Consider the following 18372-nt stretch of genomic DNA (forward strand, 5'->3'; position numbering starts at 1 on the left):
ATATAATATGTATTTGTTTTGAATAGCAAACCTGCGGAAAGTCCTTCTCTTTGGTAGGTCGTTGTTACTGTTAGGTCAAAAAACGTCTGCACCAGAAGACTCAATTTCATGCCTTTGCATAACATATTTTGTCGAAGCCATTGCAATTATATGATCAATATAATAAACATATATTAGTGGGGGCTTGAATAAACGCAGCCGGGTGAAGGAGGGGGGGCAGGAGATAAGGCGCGCGTGATGATGCTGACCTACATACCAATAACAAAACCGAGGTGTAGACCATGTTACGTAAGCTTACTGTTATCGGACTCGTGATTGTCTGTACATTATCCATGTCATTGGGTGCATCGGCTGCTGATTCCAAGGATAAAACGCAGGCGAGCACGATTTCTTGGCCAGAAAAGCAAGCGCTTCCAAATTTTTCGAAAGTTAAACATCTGGACGTGGCGGATATTTATGATGCGCCCGGCGACATAAAGCTTCTAATGGCAACCTTACAAGGCATTGTCAACCGTGCCGAGCCCCGGATTTATTTGCTTGAGAGTAAAGAGGAAGGGAAGTTCGCTTGGCTGAACGACCTCGATGTGACTTACAAGGTAAGAGATGACTACTGGCAGATTGTCCAAACTTACAAGAAAGAGATAAATGGAATCATTATATACGATCCTAAGATTCCGGATTCCGTCAACGTAGCAACGACACTTGCCGGCTTGAAGAGCGCAGTGGTCGCAAGCCCTGAGCTGGCGAAGAAGCTGCAAGCCGCACCGTATAGCTTGAAGGTGCTGGATGACCTGCAAGGGAAATTCAAGGATCGGATGGACGCATATACATGGCAGTACGAGAATTTATGGAGCCAGACAACACATCGAATGCTCGTTGGGCTTAGCCCAGATACCTCGATCAGGCTTCCGGACAACCAAGCCGATCTATTCAAAGTGATTGCGGAAGATACGACGCAGGAGCGGGACGCGAATAATCGGAAGGTGTATGAGCTTGATCTAAACGCAGGTCTCGGTAAACCAGATGTCTATCTTCGGTTTGAGGATGCGTTCCCACAGGACGGCTGGGGCACGGCGGTCCATGAGGTTACAATCAAAGCCGACGGCAAAACGATTGCGACGTTCATCCCGGGTACTCCGGAGGAAGAGTCGTTCTTGTATGATCGGCAGGACTCTCAGTTATCAGCAGGAAGTGGAGGACATCGATTCGCCGACAATAACCGTTACTTCATCTATAAATTCACGCCGCCTGCCGGTACCAAGCAATTAACAGCTTCCATCGAGATGTGGAATCAATACAAGGTTTCTGTTAGCAGCGCTCAGCCTGTATCCTCTGAGAAAAAGGAGCCATACGGCTACCTGCGCGATTATGCGGTTGCGAACAAAGCGATGGTGTTCTGGCTTGATTCCAACGTGCCGGAACAGAAAGCGCTTTTCCAGAAAATTTTGTCGGACGTGAAGCCGGGCACGCCATATCTAGGCTGGTTCAGCAATGATGTCGACGGGGAATTCAGCGGTGTAGAGATTACATCCAGTTACGGTGTCTATGTTCTCGCAGCCGATTGGTTCAGCAATTTGACGGTATTCTCCGGAACCAAGTCGAGCGGGGCCAAAGCTAAAGCAGCAAAAACGCCAAAGCTGGAAAACAAAATTTATGTCACGTATACATTCAGCGAAGGGGATAACTTCCAATATAATCAGCATAGAATGCGTGTCCTATGGGATGATCCTAGCCGCGGTCAAGTACCGATAAATTGGACGTCCAGTCCCTTGCTTTATGATGGCGCTCCAGCAATGCTGAATTATTATCAGGAGACCGCTACGAATAATGATCTTCTTATTGCAGGACCTTCGGGTGCAGGCTACTTCTACCCGAATGCATGGCCTATTGGCTCCTTCTCTGATTTCCTGAAGCAGACCTACTCCTATATGGAGAAGACGGGGATGACGATTCCTTATGTATTAAATCGTATTAACAGTGAGAATGTGCCGCTTAGTGACGCTCATGCTGCAGCTTATATTAAGGAGTACAAAGCTCAAGGGCTGTTCTTAAGCTGGGAAAATCATCATGGCGTAGAGATTGTCGGAGGCAAGCTTCCTGTCTCAACAATTAACGGCATAAGCACGGTGCAGGACGGTCAGAAGGTTCTTGCCGACGCCAAGGCCAAATGGGATGGGAAATCACCTCTATTCGTATCCTTAGGATTGCTCGCATGGAGCCTGACGCCTTCAGATGTTGCCGAGCTGCAAGCATCTCTTGGATCGGATTATGTGCCGGTTCGTGCCGATCAGTATTTCTCGTTGATTCGCAGCGCGAATGGATTGCCTGCAAAGCCATAACAGAAGGCAATGAAATGCTGATTATGACGACGTCGACGAAATGAAGTAAATCAGGATTTGATTCTGCCAAACAGCAAATAAACACGCCTGCTAAGGCGTGTTTATTTGCTGTTTGGTAAATTCGTCGCAACAAGAGGCAATTGAATAGGACATCTTTACAATGTCTATAAATAAAATTGATATTTGGAAAATATGGAATAGGTACACTTAATCTGTTCTGGGCTAGTGACCAAAGGAACAAGAAACAGCAAGAAGAGAGGAGCATGACATCAGTGGTTATTAAAGGTAGGTATAAGCAATGGATTTCGATTATGGTTATCAGCTGCTTGCTTCTAGGAATTGTGCCTATGAGCTTTGCGGAAGGAGCAGTGGGCGATGGCGAGAATCAATCGGTTCAATCATCCGTTTACGATGCATCCGCTCAAGCGTTTGCTTTCATCGAAGGAAATTCGGAGGCTCCCCCTCTGCTTATAACAGAAATGGTACCAGATACTAATAACGTTAATGGGGCAGACGCGTACGAGTTTGTGGAGGTTTACAACAATACGAGCAAGCCGATTAACTTTAACGAGGATTATTATTTCTATTATAATAATGCGAATAAATGGTCGATGACGAATGCTTCGGATCAAGTAGTTATTCCTGCTGGCGAAGCGATTGTTTTCTGGATCATGAATGGATTCAATGCTGAATTAACAGAGGAGCAGTTCGTTGCTAACCTTCCCTCGACAGCCAGTCTGAAGGAAGGCGTTAATTTATTCCGTTTAAACGGCGGCGCCGGGATGGCTAACACAGCCTCACGCAACCTGCAAATAAAGGATAGATCAACGGACAGCTTGATTGTTTCTGCTACTTATGAAGCGAAGCATGTCAAATTGAATATGGGGATCTTCTTCAAGCTTCCGACTGAGGGAAGCAAGGTAATGACGGTCATTTCACCAGAATCCGGGACTTTACCCGCGACACCAGGCGTCGTAACGCCGGAGCAGATAGCTTCTTCAACGAAGCCCGTTCTACAGCCTGAAATTATACATACTCCGCCACAGAAGGTTGATGCAGCCGATTACGAAGTAGTTGCTGCTGTCAAAAACTTAACAAGCGTTGAGGGAGAAGCACTGCCGCCTGTGGAGCTGCTATACAAAACCCCTGCACAAGCGAGATACACAGCAGTAACGATGCTGCCGAAGCAAGACGATGAATACACGGCTATTATTCCAATGGCTGCATTTGTAGAATCTAAGCTTGAGTACAAAATTAGAGTTAAAAATACGGTGAAAACCTACACCATTCAGGTAAATATTCCTGAGTTCGAATCAGAGAAGGCGCCGCTCCTTCTTATTACAGAGCTGCTGCCTAACTCTACGAATGTAAAGGGCACATCTGCGGATGCCTACGAATTTATTGAAGTATACAATAATACGAATCAACCGATTAATTTCAAAAATTATAAGATTTATTATCGTTATCCAGATAAAGGGCCTTCTGCGGATGTGAAATGGGCTTCAACAAAAGACAGTTTTTTCATTCCGGCTCAACAATCGGTTGTTTTCTGGATCAAGAACAGTTCAAATGATGATTATAAAGTCGAAGATTTTAATACGTTTTTCAATACCAATTTTATAGAAAATGAACATTTATTCATCATAAAGAGCGATGGAATGGCTAATTCCGGCCGACGCGCGGTCGTCATCAAGACAAATACAGAGAAAGAGATTTCTGCTGCGTATTACGATGCAGATACAACCTATGACGGAGGCGTCAAGGGTGATGAAACGAAAGAAGATCGGGGTATTCAATACAATTATCCTGTAAGTGGCAGTACGACTATGATCAAAGCCAGCTCCAGCCTATCGATAGCTACACCGGGTATGATTGATCCGTCGCAGGTTCCGGCTGTGCCTGTTCCGGTTATTCAAGATACAATTGAACCAACAGTCGAGGATTTAACTGGGATAACCCAAATTGATCAGTCAAACAGCCTTGATCTTAAGGCGTTTGCCAATGATGACAAAGAGATTACTTCGGTAGAGGTTTTCATCCGTTCGGATAAACAGCTTGCGTTTGTTAGCCACAACCTTGCACAGGATTATAGTGATAGTCTGTACCATTACAAGCTGTCCTCTGCAGATTTAATTGGAAGGTCTTATATTGAGTATTATTTCAGTGCTTCAGATGGGATGAACGTAGTAGAAACGCCCAAATATAAAGTAGAAATAACAGGAGGTCCTGATCAGTCGGAGCTTCGTCTTAATGTGACGGACGGCGATATTTTGAGCGGTGCTGCAATCGTCAAGGGTACATCTCAAAACGCTGCTTCATCAGCACTGACATTAAGTATTGATGATAAGCAGCTTGCTGGCGACACGTTTCCTGCACTTGAGAATGATGCATATTTCGTTTTTGATGCCAAAAATGTGGACTATTATTTCAAAAATGGGATTACAATGGGTCCTCCTGAATTAGGCGATGCTTCGATCCTGTATACGTTTATGGACCCAATCCCAACCTATACGACGTTGTCGTTCCCTATCTCTTCTGCTCGTCTCCAGCTTGGAGAGGATAACGTTATTTATATTCGTGCGGGATCGAAATCATCTCCGTTCGATCCGCGGCCAGAAGAGAATAAAGATGATTTCGAAATCCGGAATGTACGTCTCTTACTAGCGGATGGCACTGAGATATGGGATCCGCTTTATGCTGAGCGAGACAAAGAAATTAAGATGGGCGATAGTACCGGCAAGCATGAATGGATCGGGTTCAAATTCAACCTAGATTCAGAAATGCTTAAATCGAAGGCCTATCAATGGAACACAACTGAAGTAACAGACGGAATACATCTAATTAAAGTGAATGACGGACTTAAAGAAGTTACGGCGGAAATTACAGTTGATAATACGGCTCCTTCCATTAAAGCAAGTGTAGAAGAAGGAAAGCTGTACCGTGGTCATTTCGAGATTAATGCGGAAATCAAGGATACGTATGCTGGTGTTTCGCAAGTAGAAGCGAAGCTTGATCAGCAGGTGATTAGGCTTCCGTATGCAGTCTCGTCAGGTATGCTTGCGGCGGGCTCTCATACCTTATTTATTAAAGCAACCGACAAAGTGGGTAACGCTGCTGAAACGACGATTACTTTCCAGGTGCCTGATGAGAATCCTTTTAAGCCTGAGCTTGTGGCGCCGATTAATGGTGAAAGCAGCGTAAGCAATAGCCCGACTTTAACGGTAAAGGTGGATGATCCCACTGGAGATGCGTTAGACGTATCATTCTTGAAAGGCTTTAAATACGATAGCAATCGATCGGAAGGGTTCATAGGCTTTATGAATGCCTCCGATACCGAGCCTCCTAAGGTTATGATTCCTAGAGGAGAGCACGCTCTGACTGCTGAAGATTACTCGAAAATTAGCGCTGCAGACGGTCAATATTTAACTAATGATTCCGTGGAGCAATTTCCTTATCAGCGTTATGAAATTAAGCTTGATCCAACGATTCAAGCAACGGATCAAATTGCAATCGAATGGAAGGGAAAATCGCTAGAAGGAAGAAAGGTAAGTCTATACGTATGGAGTGTTAAGACTGGGAAATGGGAGCAACTGACTCATCAAATCGCAGGCGACGAGGACTTTGAGCTTAAGTCAGTTGTGACAGCAGGTGATTATGCGGATGAGGGAACGATCCAAATACTCATTCAGGATGAGATCGCGGCTGCTGCTTTATCAGCATCTCCGGTTACTGAAGATCGCTATTATTTCTCTTTTGTATGGATGTCTGATACACAGTATTATTCGCAAAGCTATCCGTATATTTATCAGAAAAATGTGAAATGGATTGCAGATAACAAAGACAAAATAAACCTCCAGTATGTGATTCATACGGGCGATGTTGTCGACAAAGAGTATCAGGAGTACCAATGGCTTGAAGCTGACAAAGATATGAAGGTACTCGAGGATGCTAACATTCCATATGGCGTGCTGGCCGGCAATCATGATGTAGGTCATCAGAATAACGACTATACGAAATTCAGCCAATACTTCGGTGACTGGCGATTTAAGGATATGCCGACATTCGGCGGCTCCTATATGAATAATCGAGGACATTATGATCTGGTATCAGCTGGCGGGAATGATTTTATTATCGTGTATATGGGCTGGGGACTTGCAGATGCGGAAATTGATTGGATGAATGAAATTGTATCCCAATATCCAGAACGCAAAGCGATCCTTGCCTTGCATGAATATATGCTTGTATCGAATAACCGTGCTCCGATTGCTGATAAAATTTATGAAAAGGTCGTCGTGCCGAATAAAAATGTCTTCGCCACTCTGTCTGGTCACTATCATGACGCACAGCTTAAAATAGATGAGCTGGATGACGACGGTGATGGTAAGAATGATCGTAAAGTCTATCAAATACTTGCTGATTATCAAGGTGCGCCGGAAGGCGGTCTTGGCTATATACGTCTCATGCAATTTGATATCCAAAACAACAAGCTTCACATGAAGACCTATTCGCCATATTTGGATCAATACAATTACTACGACCCGATTGAACATCCAGGTAAGGATGAATTTTCGCTTGATCTGGATTTGCAGCCGAAGACAAAACGTGTTGCTACCGACTATATCGGAGTGAAGGTGTACACGGATCAGCTCATTGGAAAGCAGAGCAATGTGTCAAGTGGCACTTTAGCATCTGTCAATTGGAGTAATCTGGCTGACAATGCTTTTCATCAATGGTACGTCATTGTGGAGGATGCTAACAGCGGTAGGTCAATGTCGGATATATGGGGCTTCCACACAGGAACTGATTCTGGAGCGGGTGAGAAACCTACGCCTTCACCTGACCCAACACCAACGCCAGTACCGACTCCGATAACTGACAAAGGCATTATACAATTGGAAATTGGAATGAATGGCGAGAATTTGGTTGAACGCTCTATTCTGGATCAGGCTATGAAACAGTCCGTTGACGGAAAGGTGGGCATTCATATCAAGGGCTCGGTTAGCGATACAAAAAATGTAAAGCTATCGCTTGACGCTGCTGGATTGCAAGACTTGAAGACTCGCAAGCTAACCTTGGAAATAGTGACGCCAGCTTTAACGGTTACTGTGCCGGCTGCGTCGCTGCCTGACGGAATCGACAACGCCGATAAGGTCATCATCGAGCTTAATTCGTTAAGTGAGACTGTTTCGAATGGAGGAATAGGAGCTGGAAGTGAGCTTACTTCATTGGGACTTGTTTACGACCTGAAATTCAGTAAAGTAAAGGCTCAAAAGGAGTCAATTGTTCAAAAGCTCGATGGACCGATTACGATCGTCCTTACGTTGTCAGATGAACAGCTGAGTAAGATAGATTCCGATTATGCAGGTATTTACGAGCTGAATGATGGGAAAGCAATCTATTTGGGAGGCAGATCTGCAGGCAATCGCATTACATTCGATATTAATGGCCTCTCTCCATTTGCTGTAATGGAATATCACAAAAGCTTTGCGGATATTAAAGGAAATTGGGCTGAGCCATTCATTCAGAAGCTGGCTGCAAAGCATATCATCAGCGGAATTGATCTGGATAATTATGGACCAAAGCAGAATGTATCCCGCGCAGATTTTGCGACGCTTGTGATTCGTACTCTAGGATTAAAGGAGTTAGAGGAGGGAGCAGTCTCGAAATTCACGGATGTGTCTGAGGGCGCTTATTATACAGGATATGTAGCTAAGGCTGCTGAGTTGGGACTCATCCAAGGCAGTGACGGCAAGTTCCGTCCGAAGGATACTGTAACCCGTGAGGAAGCTGCAGTTATCATTGATCGAATGGCAGTATACATGGACAAATCGAAGAAGGATCTCAGCGCTAGTCCATCTTTCGCAGATATGATTCATGTATCCCCATGGGCGCAGGAAGCTGTCAACCATTCGAAGACACTCGGTATCATTAATGGCAAGGGCGACAATAGATTTGATCCGCAAGGTCAAGTGACGCGAGCGGAAATAGCCAAAATGCTATATCAAATATTGAATATTTCATAGCATGGAAACAAAAATCAGGCAGCGTTTAAGCGCTGCCTGATTTTTTTGTAGCGAAATTTTATTTATTAATCACTGATTATCTATTCTTGTCTCATTATCGTTAATTCTTCATTTAATTTAACCAAATTTTTCTTAGTCAAATTGTAGAGCAAGTAGATGGAGAGCAGTGCTATTAGTGAACCTAAAGCCGGAACTAAAGTAATAATGCTCTTAATTCCTGCTGCCACCTTCTCGGATTGCTCTGCAATGCCTGAGTTATAACCGGCTGCTACCAATGCGAATCCGCCAATACCGCCCGCTGCTGCCTGACCAATCTTCCTTACTAAGGAATAGACGGAGTACACGGTTCCTTCTTCACGGTTTCCGGTAATTCTTTCTTGATTATCGATGCAATCCGAAACCAAAGCCCATATTAGAATGTTTAGGAAAGCCAGCCCGAAGCCGGATATACAGTTTAATACCATATAAACATAAGGGCTCGTGATCGGTAGTAAAAACATAAGTGTATTTACGACGAATGCGATAATTAAGCCGATTGTTGCTGTTTCTTTCTTGCCGAATCGCTTAGCGAGTGGAGATATAATCGGCATCGCCAGAAAGCTTGAAGCTAGTCCGATTAATCCAGACAAAGCGATAAGATTTGGTGCATGAAAGTAATCCTTGAATAAATAAGGGGTTAGGGCATTAACGGTCATATAAGACGCAAGAAATCCAAAAGAAGTGAGCATGAGCCCCAATAGCGCTCTGTTTTTCGCAATTCCTTTCAAGGACTTCAATAAATTGTTTTTCTTGGATGGCTTAGATACCCGGACCCTTTCAACAGATAACTTATAGGAACTGAAGTAGAAAACGTTCGCAAGAACTGCGCATATTGCAGCGATAGTTAGAAATCCTTGTGCTGTTGGTGATTTCCCCGAGCCGAATATTATCATTGGAGCAACAACCATAATAAATACGTTAGCCAAAAGAGCGCCGAGTGTTCGGAATGTAGATAAAGAAGTTCTTTCAATCGGATCTGTTGTAATGACAGATGCCATTGAACCGTAGGGAATATTGATGGTTGAATAAGCTAATCCCCAAACAATATAAGCAATACTGGCAACGACTACTTTCCAGCTTTCGTTTACCGGGAAATGCATAAATGTGAGTACACCGAAAGCGGTTACAGGAATCGCACTAAATAATAGATAAGGTCTAAACTTCCCTCTGGGACCTACTGGTCTTGAATCGATGAAGGAACCCCATGCGATGTCGAATATGGCATCTAAAACTCGTGCTACGAGTAAAATCATACCAGCGGCAGCTGCGGAAATCCCGTAAATATCGGTATAAAATAACATTAAATATCCACCGATTAAGGCGAAAAACAAGTCATTTCCCATATCGCCAAACATATATCCGATCTTGTCTCTATTACCAAATTTTCTTACCTTCTCTGTAGAAGGAATGACGATGTCATTTACAACTTCTCTCACTGCATTCATTCGTGCTCACTCCCATCGAAATCTTGTCTCTGATGATGAGGAGTCTGACTACTTTTGTCCGCAATAATCAATAATCAGACTCCCATTTGTTTAAGTTAAACGCTTAGCTGCGGATGGCCAATTATTTCTTATAGCCGAATTCGGGAATCGCTAGCCATCGTTTACGCAGTTCATGCGCGGCATATTTCGGCTTTCTGTCTCTAGTGAAAATGCCTTTCTTATTGCCTTGTACACGCATAATTCCTTGGCTTGTATTGAAATCTGCGAAATTCCATACTTGCTCGCCGATGAAGTGTTCAAATTCATCAAATATTTCATGATTGGCCCGTAAATATTCGACTTGGAATTCTTCGGTGAACATAACCGGGTCCACATCATGCAGTCCAGCAACGGTATCGGCGCCGTATTCAGTCATCATAATTGGCTTGCCAGGGCAGCGTTTGTACCAGCCTTTAAATTCATTGCGCAAATTCGTTTTTGCCATTTCCCAGTCGCCGCTGTCCACATACCAGCCGTAATAGCGATTTAATGCGAGAACATCAACAAGCTCTGCCACTTTGTCCGTTTCCGGTGTAGCCATTAAATGAGTCACGATCGTTACGGGTCTGTTCTGCGGATCATAAGCTTTGGTGAATTCAACAAGCGGCTTAAAGTATTCATAAGCGCCTTCTTCTTCGGAAGCGGGCTCGTTCGCAATGGACCACATCACCACGCATGCATGGTTTTTATCGCGATCAATCAGCTCTCGGATGATCTCCTGATGATATTCTCCTGTCGTAAGCTCGCTCCATGTGTTTCTTTTCTTCCCACCAGAAAAGAAGGTAGCCATAAAGTTCAAATGCAAGCCAACTGCAGGCGTCTCATCAATGACTACAAGTCCTTCTTGATCGGCTAATCTCATTAACTCCTCGGAATAAGGATAGTGAGCCGTACGGAAAGAGTTGGCGCCGATCCATTTCATTAGCCGGAAATCGGTTACATTAACGGCTTCGTCAAAGCCTCTTCCGTGAATCGGTGAATCTTCATGCTTGCCAAACCCTTTGAAATAAAACGGTTTATTGTTAATGAGAAATTGTCCGTTTTTCACTTCGACGCTTCTAACACCGAAGGGCTGCTCATATACGTCGATGGTTTCATCATTGCTGGTTAACGTTACGCGAAGATTATAAAGGTAAGCATTCAACGGCTCCCAGAGCTTCACGTCATTGATAGTGATGCTGCCTTTATGCCCTTCGAATTCCCCAACAATAAAGCCATCTTGGTCAATAATGCTTGCTGTCACTTGCGCATCGCCAGCCGTATCGACTTCATATTGTACAACACCCGCTGCTCCTTCTATTGCTGTAACAATCGTTACATCCTTGACATAAGTTTGAGGTGTCGTATAAATTTTCACAGGTCTATGAATACCGGCATAGTTGAAGAAATCGAAATTGGGTGTATTTCGAATGACTTTGCCAAGACCGGGAACTTCTTTCTCGCTGTAGGACCCAATCGGAAGCGTCGTCTCATCCAAAATATTATTTACAGCAACTGTTAAGCGGTTTTTGCCGTTTTGCAGGAATGAATTAATTTCGGCTTCGAATGGTGTAAATCCGCCTTTATGCTCTACAACTAGCTGTCCATTCACATAAACCTTTGCTGCATGTGTAGCTGATCCAAATCGTAATACGATACGCTGAGATAAAAGCAGATTCGGTATAGTGAATTCTCTTTCATACCATACAAAGCCTACATGATTGCGAACATCGGCTGTGACGCCTACATCATTAAAAGAAGCGGGTACTGCCATATGCATGATATCGGTAAGCTTGGAAGCGTACCAATGCTCTTTAAATCCGTCACCATTATCCAGCTTGAAATTCCAAATTCCGTTTAGTTCAATGATTCCACGAGAATCTGTTATAATCGGATACAACATTTCAGTTCACTCCTTATCGAATGCCACATGCGTGAAAATGCTTACAAACAGAGTATAATCATATTTACCTGATGGTAAAAGGATTTATATTGCGTTTTCAGGATTTAATTAACGTGGATCAGGTTGGGTGAAATAATAAGCAATTTGAGTCAAATACTACGATTTTTTGAGCAATGCTGTAGAAAGCTATTTGTCCTTCCTTGTAATATCATAAAAGCAGCTCCGTTGAACATCATTTTGTTTGATAGTCTGTACTTGTAAAGGCGTGAGTGAAATGGATCTATGGAAATCTCCGTTATTCCAATCCAAAATACTAGATGAATGGATGACGGCTTTTTATCGGGTGAAAGGAATGGAGCAGCCTATTGTTAATTTCCACTCGCACCATGAATACGAAATTTATTTTTTTTGTGGAGGGGAGTGTAAATATTTAATCAATAATCGGATTTATGATTTAGAGCCTGGCGATATCATTTTATTGGATGGATTGACCTTGCATAAGCCAAATCCGCGAGACATTAGTACGTATACAAGAAGTATGATCCATTTCTCGCCCGACTGGCTGCAGGAGCTGTTGTCTGTTCTTGGCATCTCGAATGTGCTGGAACCGTTTCAAAACTTGAATAATTGTTTGCTTCGAACGGGGAATGATGAATCGGGGCAATTTGTAGATGGACGAATGAAGCAGCTTGCGATCAAGCTTGTCCAAATTGATGAGGAAATGCAGCGAACAGGCCAAAAAAACATAATGCTGGAAGCGGAAGTGAAGATGGAGCTCGTTCAATTGCTGCTTGGCATATATGAAATGGCTCAGAAAGAATTTACGCATGTAAAGAAAAAAATGACGAGCAAAGAAAAGCATGCCGAGGAAATTTCATCTTGGATTGACCAGCATTACACCGAAGGAATCAGTTTGGATCAAATGGCAGCGGATTTGAACTTAAGCAAGTATTACGCATCACATATATTTAAAGAAGTGACAGGCTTTACGGTGATGGAATATGTAATGGGCTGTCGACTAAATCAGGTCAAGTATTTGCTGGAAATGGAGCCTAATCAGTCTCTGACTGACGTTTCTCGTGCAGCAGGCTTTGAGAGCGTGGCGCATTTCAGCCGTTTTTTTAAAGAAAAAATAGGAATTACACCGTCACGTTATCGTGAAAATAAGCGAATACAACGGAGGAGCAGTCACAAATGAATAAAAACCTTATGATCTCTGGTTTTTCAGATGAAATATCATCTGATTTCGATACGCAGCTCCAAGTGGTATCGGAGTTAGGCATGCATTATATTTCATTGCGGGGCATTGACGGAAAAAATATTGGAGACTTCACTATAGAGGAGATAAAAGAAAAGGTTCTTCCTCGTCTTCATAAATATGCAATCGGCGTTTCTTCAATTGGCTCGCCTATTGGCAAAGTATTCATTAACGATGAAGAGGGCTTTGCCAAACAAAAGCTCATGTTGGAGAGGCTTTGCCATATTGCCCATTTGTTAAATTGCAAATACATTCGTATATTCAGCTTCTATATTCCAAAGGGTGAGAATGCAGACCAGTATCGAGAAGCAGTCATAAGCAAGCTAAAGGAATTTGCTGTTATTGCAGGGAAATACGAAATTATTTTATTGCATGAGAATGAGAAGGATATCTATGGCGATATTGCAAGACGCTGTAGTGAAATGTTGAACGCGGTTGCTTCACCCTATTTTAAAGCCATTTTTGATTTTGCTAATTTCGTGCAGTGTGGTGAGGATACGCAAGCTTGCTATGATTTACTGAAGGATGAGGTCGTTTATATTCACATTAAAGACGCGGTTTCTACGGATAGCCAAAATGTGGTATGCGGCACAGGTGAAGGAAAAATACCAGAGATTCTCGCACAGGCACTCGAAAGCGGTTACAAGGGATTTCTAACGCTGGAGCCGCATTTAGTATTATTTGATTCCTTAAAGGATTTAGAGCTTGAGGATGCAGCAGAAGTAATTAAGGACAACAAGGGACTAGATGGTGCAGGTGGATACAAGCTTCAATATGATTCATTAATAAGAATCATTAACAAAATCGATGGTGAGGAGAAATGAAAATGAAAAAAGTAAGAATGGGTATTATTGGTATAGGAGCACAGGGAGGAGCTTACGCTGGTTTTCTGGCAGAGGGCAAGGTGGCTCATATGACGATTGGCGCCATCTGTGATATTGATCCGGCAAAGAAAGCCATGTGTGCAGAGAAGTATCCCGACATCCCTTTCTATGACAATTATATTGAAATGCTTGAAAGCGGCCATGTAGATGCTGTCGTGACTTGCGTACCACACTATCTGCACCCCGAGATGGGAATAGAGGCTTTAAAAAGAGATATTCATGCATTGGTAGAAAAGCCGGCTGGTGTTTACACCAAACAGGTGCAGGAGCTGAATGAATTTGCAGCGACAAAACCGGATTTGACCTTTGGCATTGTGTTCAACCAAAGAAGCAATCCGCTCTATCAGAAAGTGAAAGCGATTATTGATAGTGGTGAGATTGGGGAGATCCGCCGAACCAATTGGTTAATTACGACATGGTGGAGACCACAGGGCTATTATGAGCAAAGCGAATGGAGAGCAACTTGGGGCGGCGAAGGCGGCGGCGTACTAGTGAACCAAGCTCCGCATCAACTGGATTTGCTGCAGTGGATTTGTGGGATGCCGAAGAAGGTATATTCCAATGTGAAATATGGCTACCAAAGAGATATTGCCGTTGAGGATGACGTAACAGCGATTCTTGATTACGGCAATGGCGCTACGGGTGTATTTGTTACTTGTACGCATGATGTAGTTGGCACAGACCGGTTCGAAATTTTAGGTGATAAAGGAAAAATCGTTGTTGATGACAGCAAGAAGGTTACGATCAAACGGCTGCTTACAGCTGAGTCCGAAATGAGCAAAACGATGAGCTGGGCGGATGTTACAAAAATTTTCATGGGTCAGGGCCTATCGCAAATATACGAGGAAGAAGTGCTCGAATTCGAAAGTGTATGGGGTGCTCAGCATATAGCTGTATTGGAAAACTTTGCGGCTAATATCGTAAACAACACACCGCTGCTTGCACCTGGGAGCGATGGAATTCATGGTGTAAGGCTGGCAAATGCCATCCATCTTTCTAGCTGGTTAGGCAAAGAAGTTGAAATACCATTTGATGAAGAACTGTATGCAGCTGAACTAAACAAAAAGATTGCAGCAGAGAGGGGCTAATTTCATGAAAAAAGGAAAAATTGGCGTTCAAATGATGATGCTCAAAGGGAAAGTTGAACAATTGGGCGTTTATGAGACGATGAGAAAGCTGAATGAGCTTGGATACCATTGTGTGGAAGTATCCCAAATTCCGATGACAGCAGTCAATGTATCTGAGCTGAAGCGGGCATGTGCGGATTTCGATATTAAGATAGCCTCTCTTTCAGCAGCCCTTGAGCCAATGATGCCAGGCATGCCGGGAGAAACGTTAATAAATGATTTCGATAAGATCGTAAACGACTGCCGAACATTAGATTGCAATTTCTTGCGCATAGGCATGCTGCCGTTAAACATTATGGACAATAAGGATAAAATAATGGCTTTTATCGAAAAAGCGGAGCTTATGGCGAACAGGCTGGCTGAGCACGGCATTGAATTATATTATCATAATCACCATATTGAGTTCGCGAAATATGATGGTGAATATTTGCTTGATTTGATGAAGAACAGTACCTCTAAGCTTGGTTTTGAGCTGGATGTTCACTGGATACAACGAGCCGGCGTAGATGCTATCGAACTCATTAAAAACTATGCGGGACGGATTTCTTTGCTGCATCTGAAAGATTATCGTATCGGGCAAATGGATTTGAGTGAGATCGATTTCAAAGATATGTCTAAGTTTTTTCAAGCATTCACCAATGTTATTGAATTTGCAGAAGTCGGCGAAGGCAATCTAGATATGAAGGGTATTATTGAAGCTGGTCTTGAGAGCGGCGCACAATACTTTCTGGTGGAGCAGGACGAATTATATGGACGTGATCCCTTTGATTGTTTGAAAACCTCTGGAGACAACTTGAGAAAATTGGGTTATGCCGATTGGTTTTAACCATTGCTTAAGCATATGCAGCAATAATTTCAACTTAAATTAACAACGTTGTCATTTCCTGCATATCCATTTAGTTTGCGTGTTATGAGAGAAGGAGAGCTGCTAGGTGATAAAGGAATGTATGTACTGTGCGCATGACGGCAGGCTGGAGAAGCTTATGATTGAAATAGACAAGCTTCGGGTTTCAACGGTGTTTTTATTCAGAGAGCAGACCTATAAAGGCAGATGTGTTGTAGCATTAAACGAGCATTATAAGGAATTTTTCCATTTGGACCAGGATATGCAGGACGCCTACATGAGGGATGTAGCTCAGGTTGCGCGTGCTGTAGAGCAAGCCTTCTCAGCCGACAAAATCAATTATGGAGCGTTCGGCGATACGATGCCGCATGTCCATTTCCACATTGTACCCAAACAAATCAATGGGCCGGAATGGGGAAGTATGTTTGTAATGAATCCTTCGGACAATAAGCAATTAGATGAAGCGGAGTATCAAGAGCTGATCGAGCAAATAAAAAAATATTTATAGGATCAATGTTCGAATTTGAATAGACGGGATGAAAAGGTGATTCTTACCGTGTAATGCGGAGAATGGCCTTTTCTTCTTTCCAACAGTTTTTTTTGGTTAATAAGCAAATTATTTTTCTAAGAGAAAAATTATTGACCTGTATTCCAAAGGGGGCCTCTCTATAATGAAAACATAGACGAACAACAAGAGGTGATTGAATTGGAAGCGCTTCAAGAGACCGGAGCTGCCGCACATAAGGTTCCCCGAAAAAAAAGAAAGAGATTTATGCAGGACACATTAGCTGGGTATTTGTTTATATCGCCGATGTTGATAACGGCCACAGTTCTTACGATTATACCGATTCTGCTATCCGGAATAATCAGTTTTACAGACTGGAATTTTATTGCAGGATTAGACACGATCAAATTCATTGGATTCCATAATTATTTGAAAATGTTCTCCGATGATCATTTCATCCGCTCGTTAACTAACAATTTTGCCTTGATTTTTGTTATACCCGTCTCCTTATTTATTTCGTTGACATTAGCGGTTCTCATTAATAAAGCAACTTACTTCAAAAGTTTTTTTAAAGTTATTTATTTCATGCCTTTCATATCCAGCTTCGTTGCGATAGCTGTCCTGTGGCGGGTATTATTTCATCCAAGCAGCGGTCCTATTAATGAATTTCTAATGTCGATCGGAATCCATAATCCGCCGACATGGCTGGCAGATCCGAGTTTTTCGCTCATATCCGTCATGATCATTATGGTATGGGCTGGGATAGGCTTTGAGATGATTATATTTATGGCCGGACTACAGAACATTCCGGGAGATCTCTATGAAGCTGCTGATATCGACGGTGCTTCAAAAATCCGGCAGTTTTTCACTGTAACCATTCCTATGCTTTCGCCAACGACGTTCTTCCTGCTCATTACAGGCATCGTCGGTTCCTTTAAAGTTTTTGATTTAATTATGATTCTAACGAATGGCGGTCCTGCGGGATCAACATCAGTCATCGTGTTCTACTTGTACGAAGTTGCATTCATTCAATTGAAATCCGGCTATGCGTCGGCAATTGGCATCACACTTCTTGTCTTAATTCTGGCGATTACAGTAGTTCAATGGATCGGCCAGAAGAGATGGGTAAATTACTAGGGGGATTCCTATGAGCTCGTTACGTATTAGCCGTGTCATCGTTACTTTGTTGATGAGTGCTGCAGGAATCATGTTTATTATGCCTTTCCTGTGGATGCTTTCCGCTTCATTCAAGCCAGAGCTGGATGTGTTGACTTATCCGATCCAATGGATACCGAAAACATGGAATGCAGCTGAAAATTACCGTGAGGTTTGGTTTGGCGCGCTTCCCTTCAGCTTGTACTATTTGAACACGATCAAAATTACATTACTGACAACCGTATTCTCACTTATTATTTCATCTATGGCTGCCTACGGATTCTCGAAAATTTCGTTCAGAGGACGCGATTTGCTGTTCATCGTTATTCTCGCGACATTCATGATTCCGAGTCAGGCTATCCTTGTACCTCAATTTATGATGTATCGTTGGCTCGGTCTATTTGACAGTCATACCGGACTCGTTCTTCTAGGCGGTTCCTCCGTAATCGGGACGTTCCTGCTTCGGCAATTTTATATGAGTATTCATAATGAAATTATTGAATCAGCGCGTATTGACGGTGCCAACCATCTAACTATCTTTGTTCGAATTACGCTTCCATTAGTGAAATCAGCTTTGGCTACCGTAATGATTCTTCGCTTTATTTGGACATGGAATGATTATCAGAATCCACTCATTTTTTTGAGGTCCGATAAGTTATTTACACTTCAGCTCGGGATGACCAAGTTTTCTGACGTGAACGGAGAGTTTTATTCGCTCATGATGGCTGGCGCGGTGTCTGCCATATTACCACTGTTGATCATCTTCATCATTGGCCAAAAGCATGTAATTGAAGGCGTGGCCTCTGGAAGTGTCAAAGGATAGATCAAAGGA

General features: G+C 43.0%; 11 protein-coding genes. 9 read left to right on the plus strand and 2 right to left on the minus strand.

Annotation, left to right across the window (positions count from 1 at the left end; translation table 11 throughout):
* The first annotated feature begins 281 nt into the window (after positions 1 to 281).
* Both CEF13_RS08875 and CEF13_RS08880 read left to right on the plus strand, forming a co-directional pair.
* Positions 282 to 2339, plus strand: a complete 2058-nt coding sequence (locus CEF13_RS08875; protein WP_102710355.1) for a GxGYxYP domain-containing protein — start codon at positions 282 to 284, stop codon at positions 2337 to 2339.
* 272 nt (positions 2340 to 2611) lie between these two features.
* Positions 2612 to 8362, plus strand: a complete 5751-nt coding sequence (locus CEF13_RS08880) for an S-layer homology domain-containing protein (protein WP_166742808.1) — start codon at positions 2612 to 2614, stop codon at positions 8360 to 8362.
* An 80-nt stretch (positions 8363 to 8442) separates the two neighbouring features.
* Here CEF13_RS08880 and CEF13_RS08885 read toward each other — a convergent pair whose 3' ends face one another.
* Together CEF13_RS08885 and uidA are read right to left on the minus strand one after the other, a co-directional pair.
* On the minus strand, positions 8443 to 9846 hold the full coding sequence (locus tag CEF13_RS08885; RefSeq protein ID WP_102710357.1) for an MFS transporter: 1404 nt from the start codon (positions 9844 to 9846) through the stop codon (positions 8443 to 8445).
* Positions 9847 to 9967: 121 nt separating this feature from the next.
* A complete protein-coding gene (uidA, locus tag CEF13_RS08890; protein ID WP_102710358.1) occupies positions 9968 to 11767 on the minus strand; it encodes a beta-glucuronidase in 1800 nt (599 codons plus the stop codon).
* Between the two features lie 274 nt (positions 11768 to 12041).
* On the opposite strand from uidA, the gene CEF13_RS08895 reads away from it, so the two are divergent.
* The 7 genes from CEF13_RS08895 to CEF13_RS08925 all read left to right on the plus strand — a co-directional run bounded on the left by CEF13_RS08895 (position 12042) and on the right by CEF13_RS08925 (position 18363).
* Complete coding sequence (locus CEF13_RS08895) at positions 12042 to 12965, plus strand: AraC family transcriptional regulator (RefSeq protein ID WP_102710359.1); 924 nt, start codon at positions 12042 to 12044, stop codon at positions 12963 to 12965.
* On the plus strand, positions 12962 to 13849 hold the full coding sequence (locus tag CEF13_RS08900) for a sugar phosphate isomerase/epimerase family protein (RefSeq protein WP_102710360.1): 888 nt from the start codon (positions 12962 to 12964) through the stop codon (positions 13847 to 13849). The genes CEF13_RS08895 and CEF13_RS08900 overlap by 4 nt, the downstream gene beginning before the upstream one ends.
* Before the next feature lie 2 nt (positions 13850 to 13851).
* Positions 13852 to 14997, plus strand: coding sequence for a Gfo/Idh/MocA family protein (locus CEF13_RS08905; protein WP_102710361.1), 1146 nt, complete (start codon positions 13852 to 13854; stop codon positions 14995 to 14997).
* Positions 14998 to 15001: 4 nt separating this feature from the next.
* Positions 15002 to 15862: a sugar phosphate isomerase/epimerase family protein gene (locus tag CEF13_RS08910; protein WP_102710362.1), complete on the plus strand. Its 861-nt coding sequence runs from the start codon at positions 15002 to 15004 to the stop codon at positions 15860 to 15862.
* Between the two features lie 106 nt (positions 15863 to 15968).
* A complete protein-coding gene (locus CEF13_RS08915; protein ID WP_211297039.1) occupies positions 15969 to 16388 on the plus strand; it encodes an HIT family protein in 420 nt (139 codons plus the stop codon).
* 264 nt (positions 16389 to 16652) lie between these two features.
* Positions 16653 to 17522: a carbohydrate ABC transporter permease gene (locus tag CEF13_RS08920; RefSeq protein WP_102716290.1), complete on the plus strand. Its 870-nt coding sequence runs from the start codon at positions 16653 to 16655 to the stop codon at positions 17520 to 17522.
* Positions 17523 to 17532: 10 nt separating this feature from the next.
* Positions 17533 to 18363 (plus strand): carbohydrate ABC transporter permease, encoded by an 831-nt coding sequence (locus CEF13_RS08925; protein ID WP_102710363.1) that lies wholly within the window; start codon positions 17533 to 17535, stop codon positions 18361 to 18363.
* Positions 18364 to 18372 lie beyond the last annotated feature (9 nt).

Origin of the sequence: Paenibacillus castaneae, assembly GCF_002884445.1 — a bacterium.
Classification (GTDB): Bacteria; Bacillota; Bacilli; order Paenibacillales; family Paenibacillaceae; genus Pristimantibacillus; species Pristimantibacillus castaneae.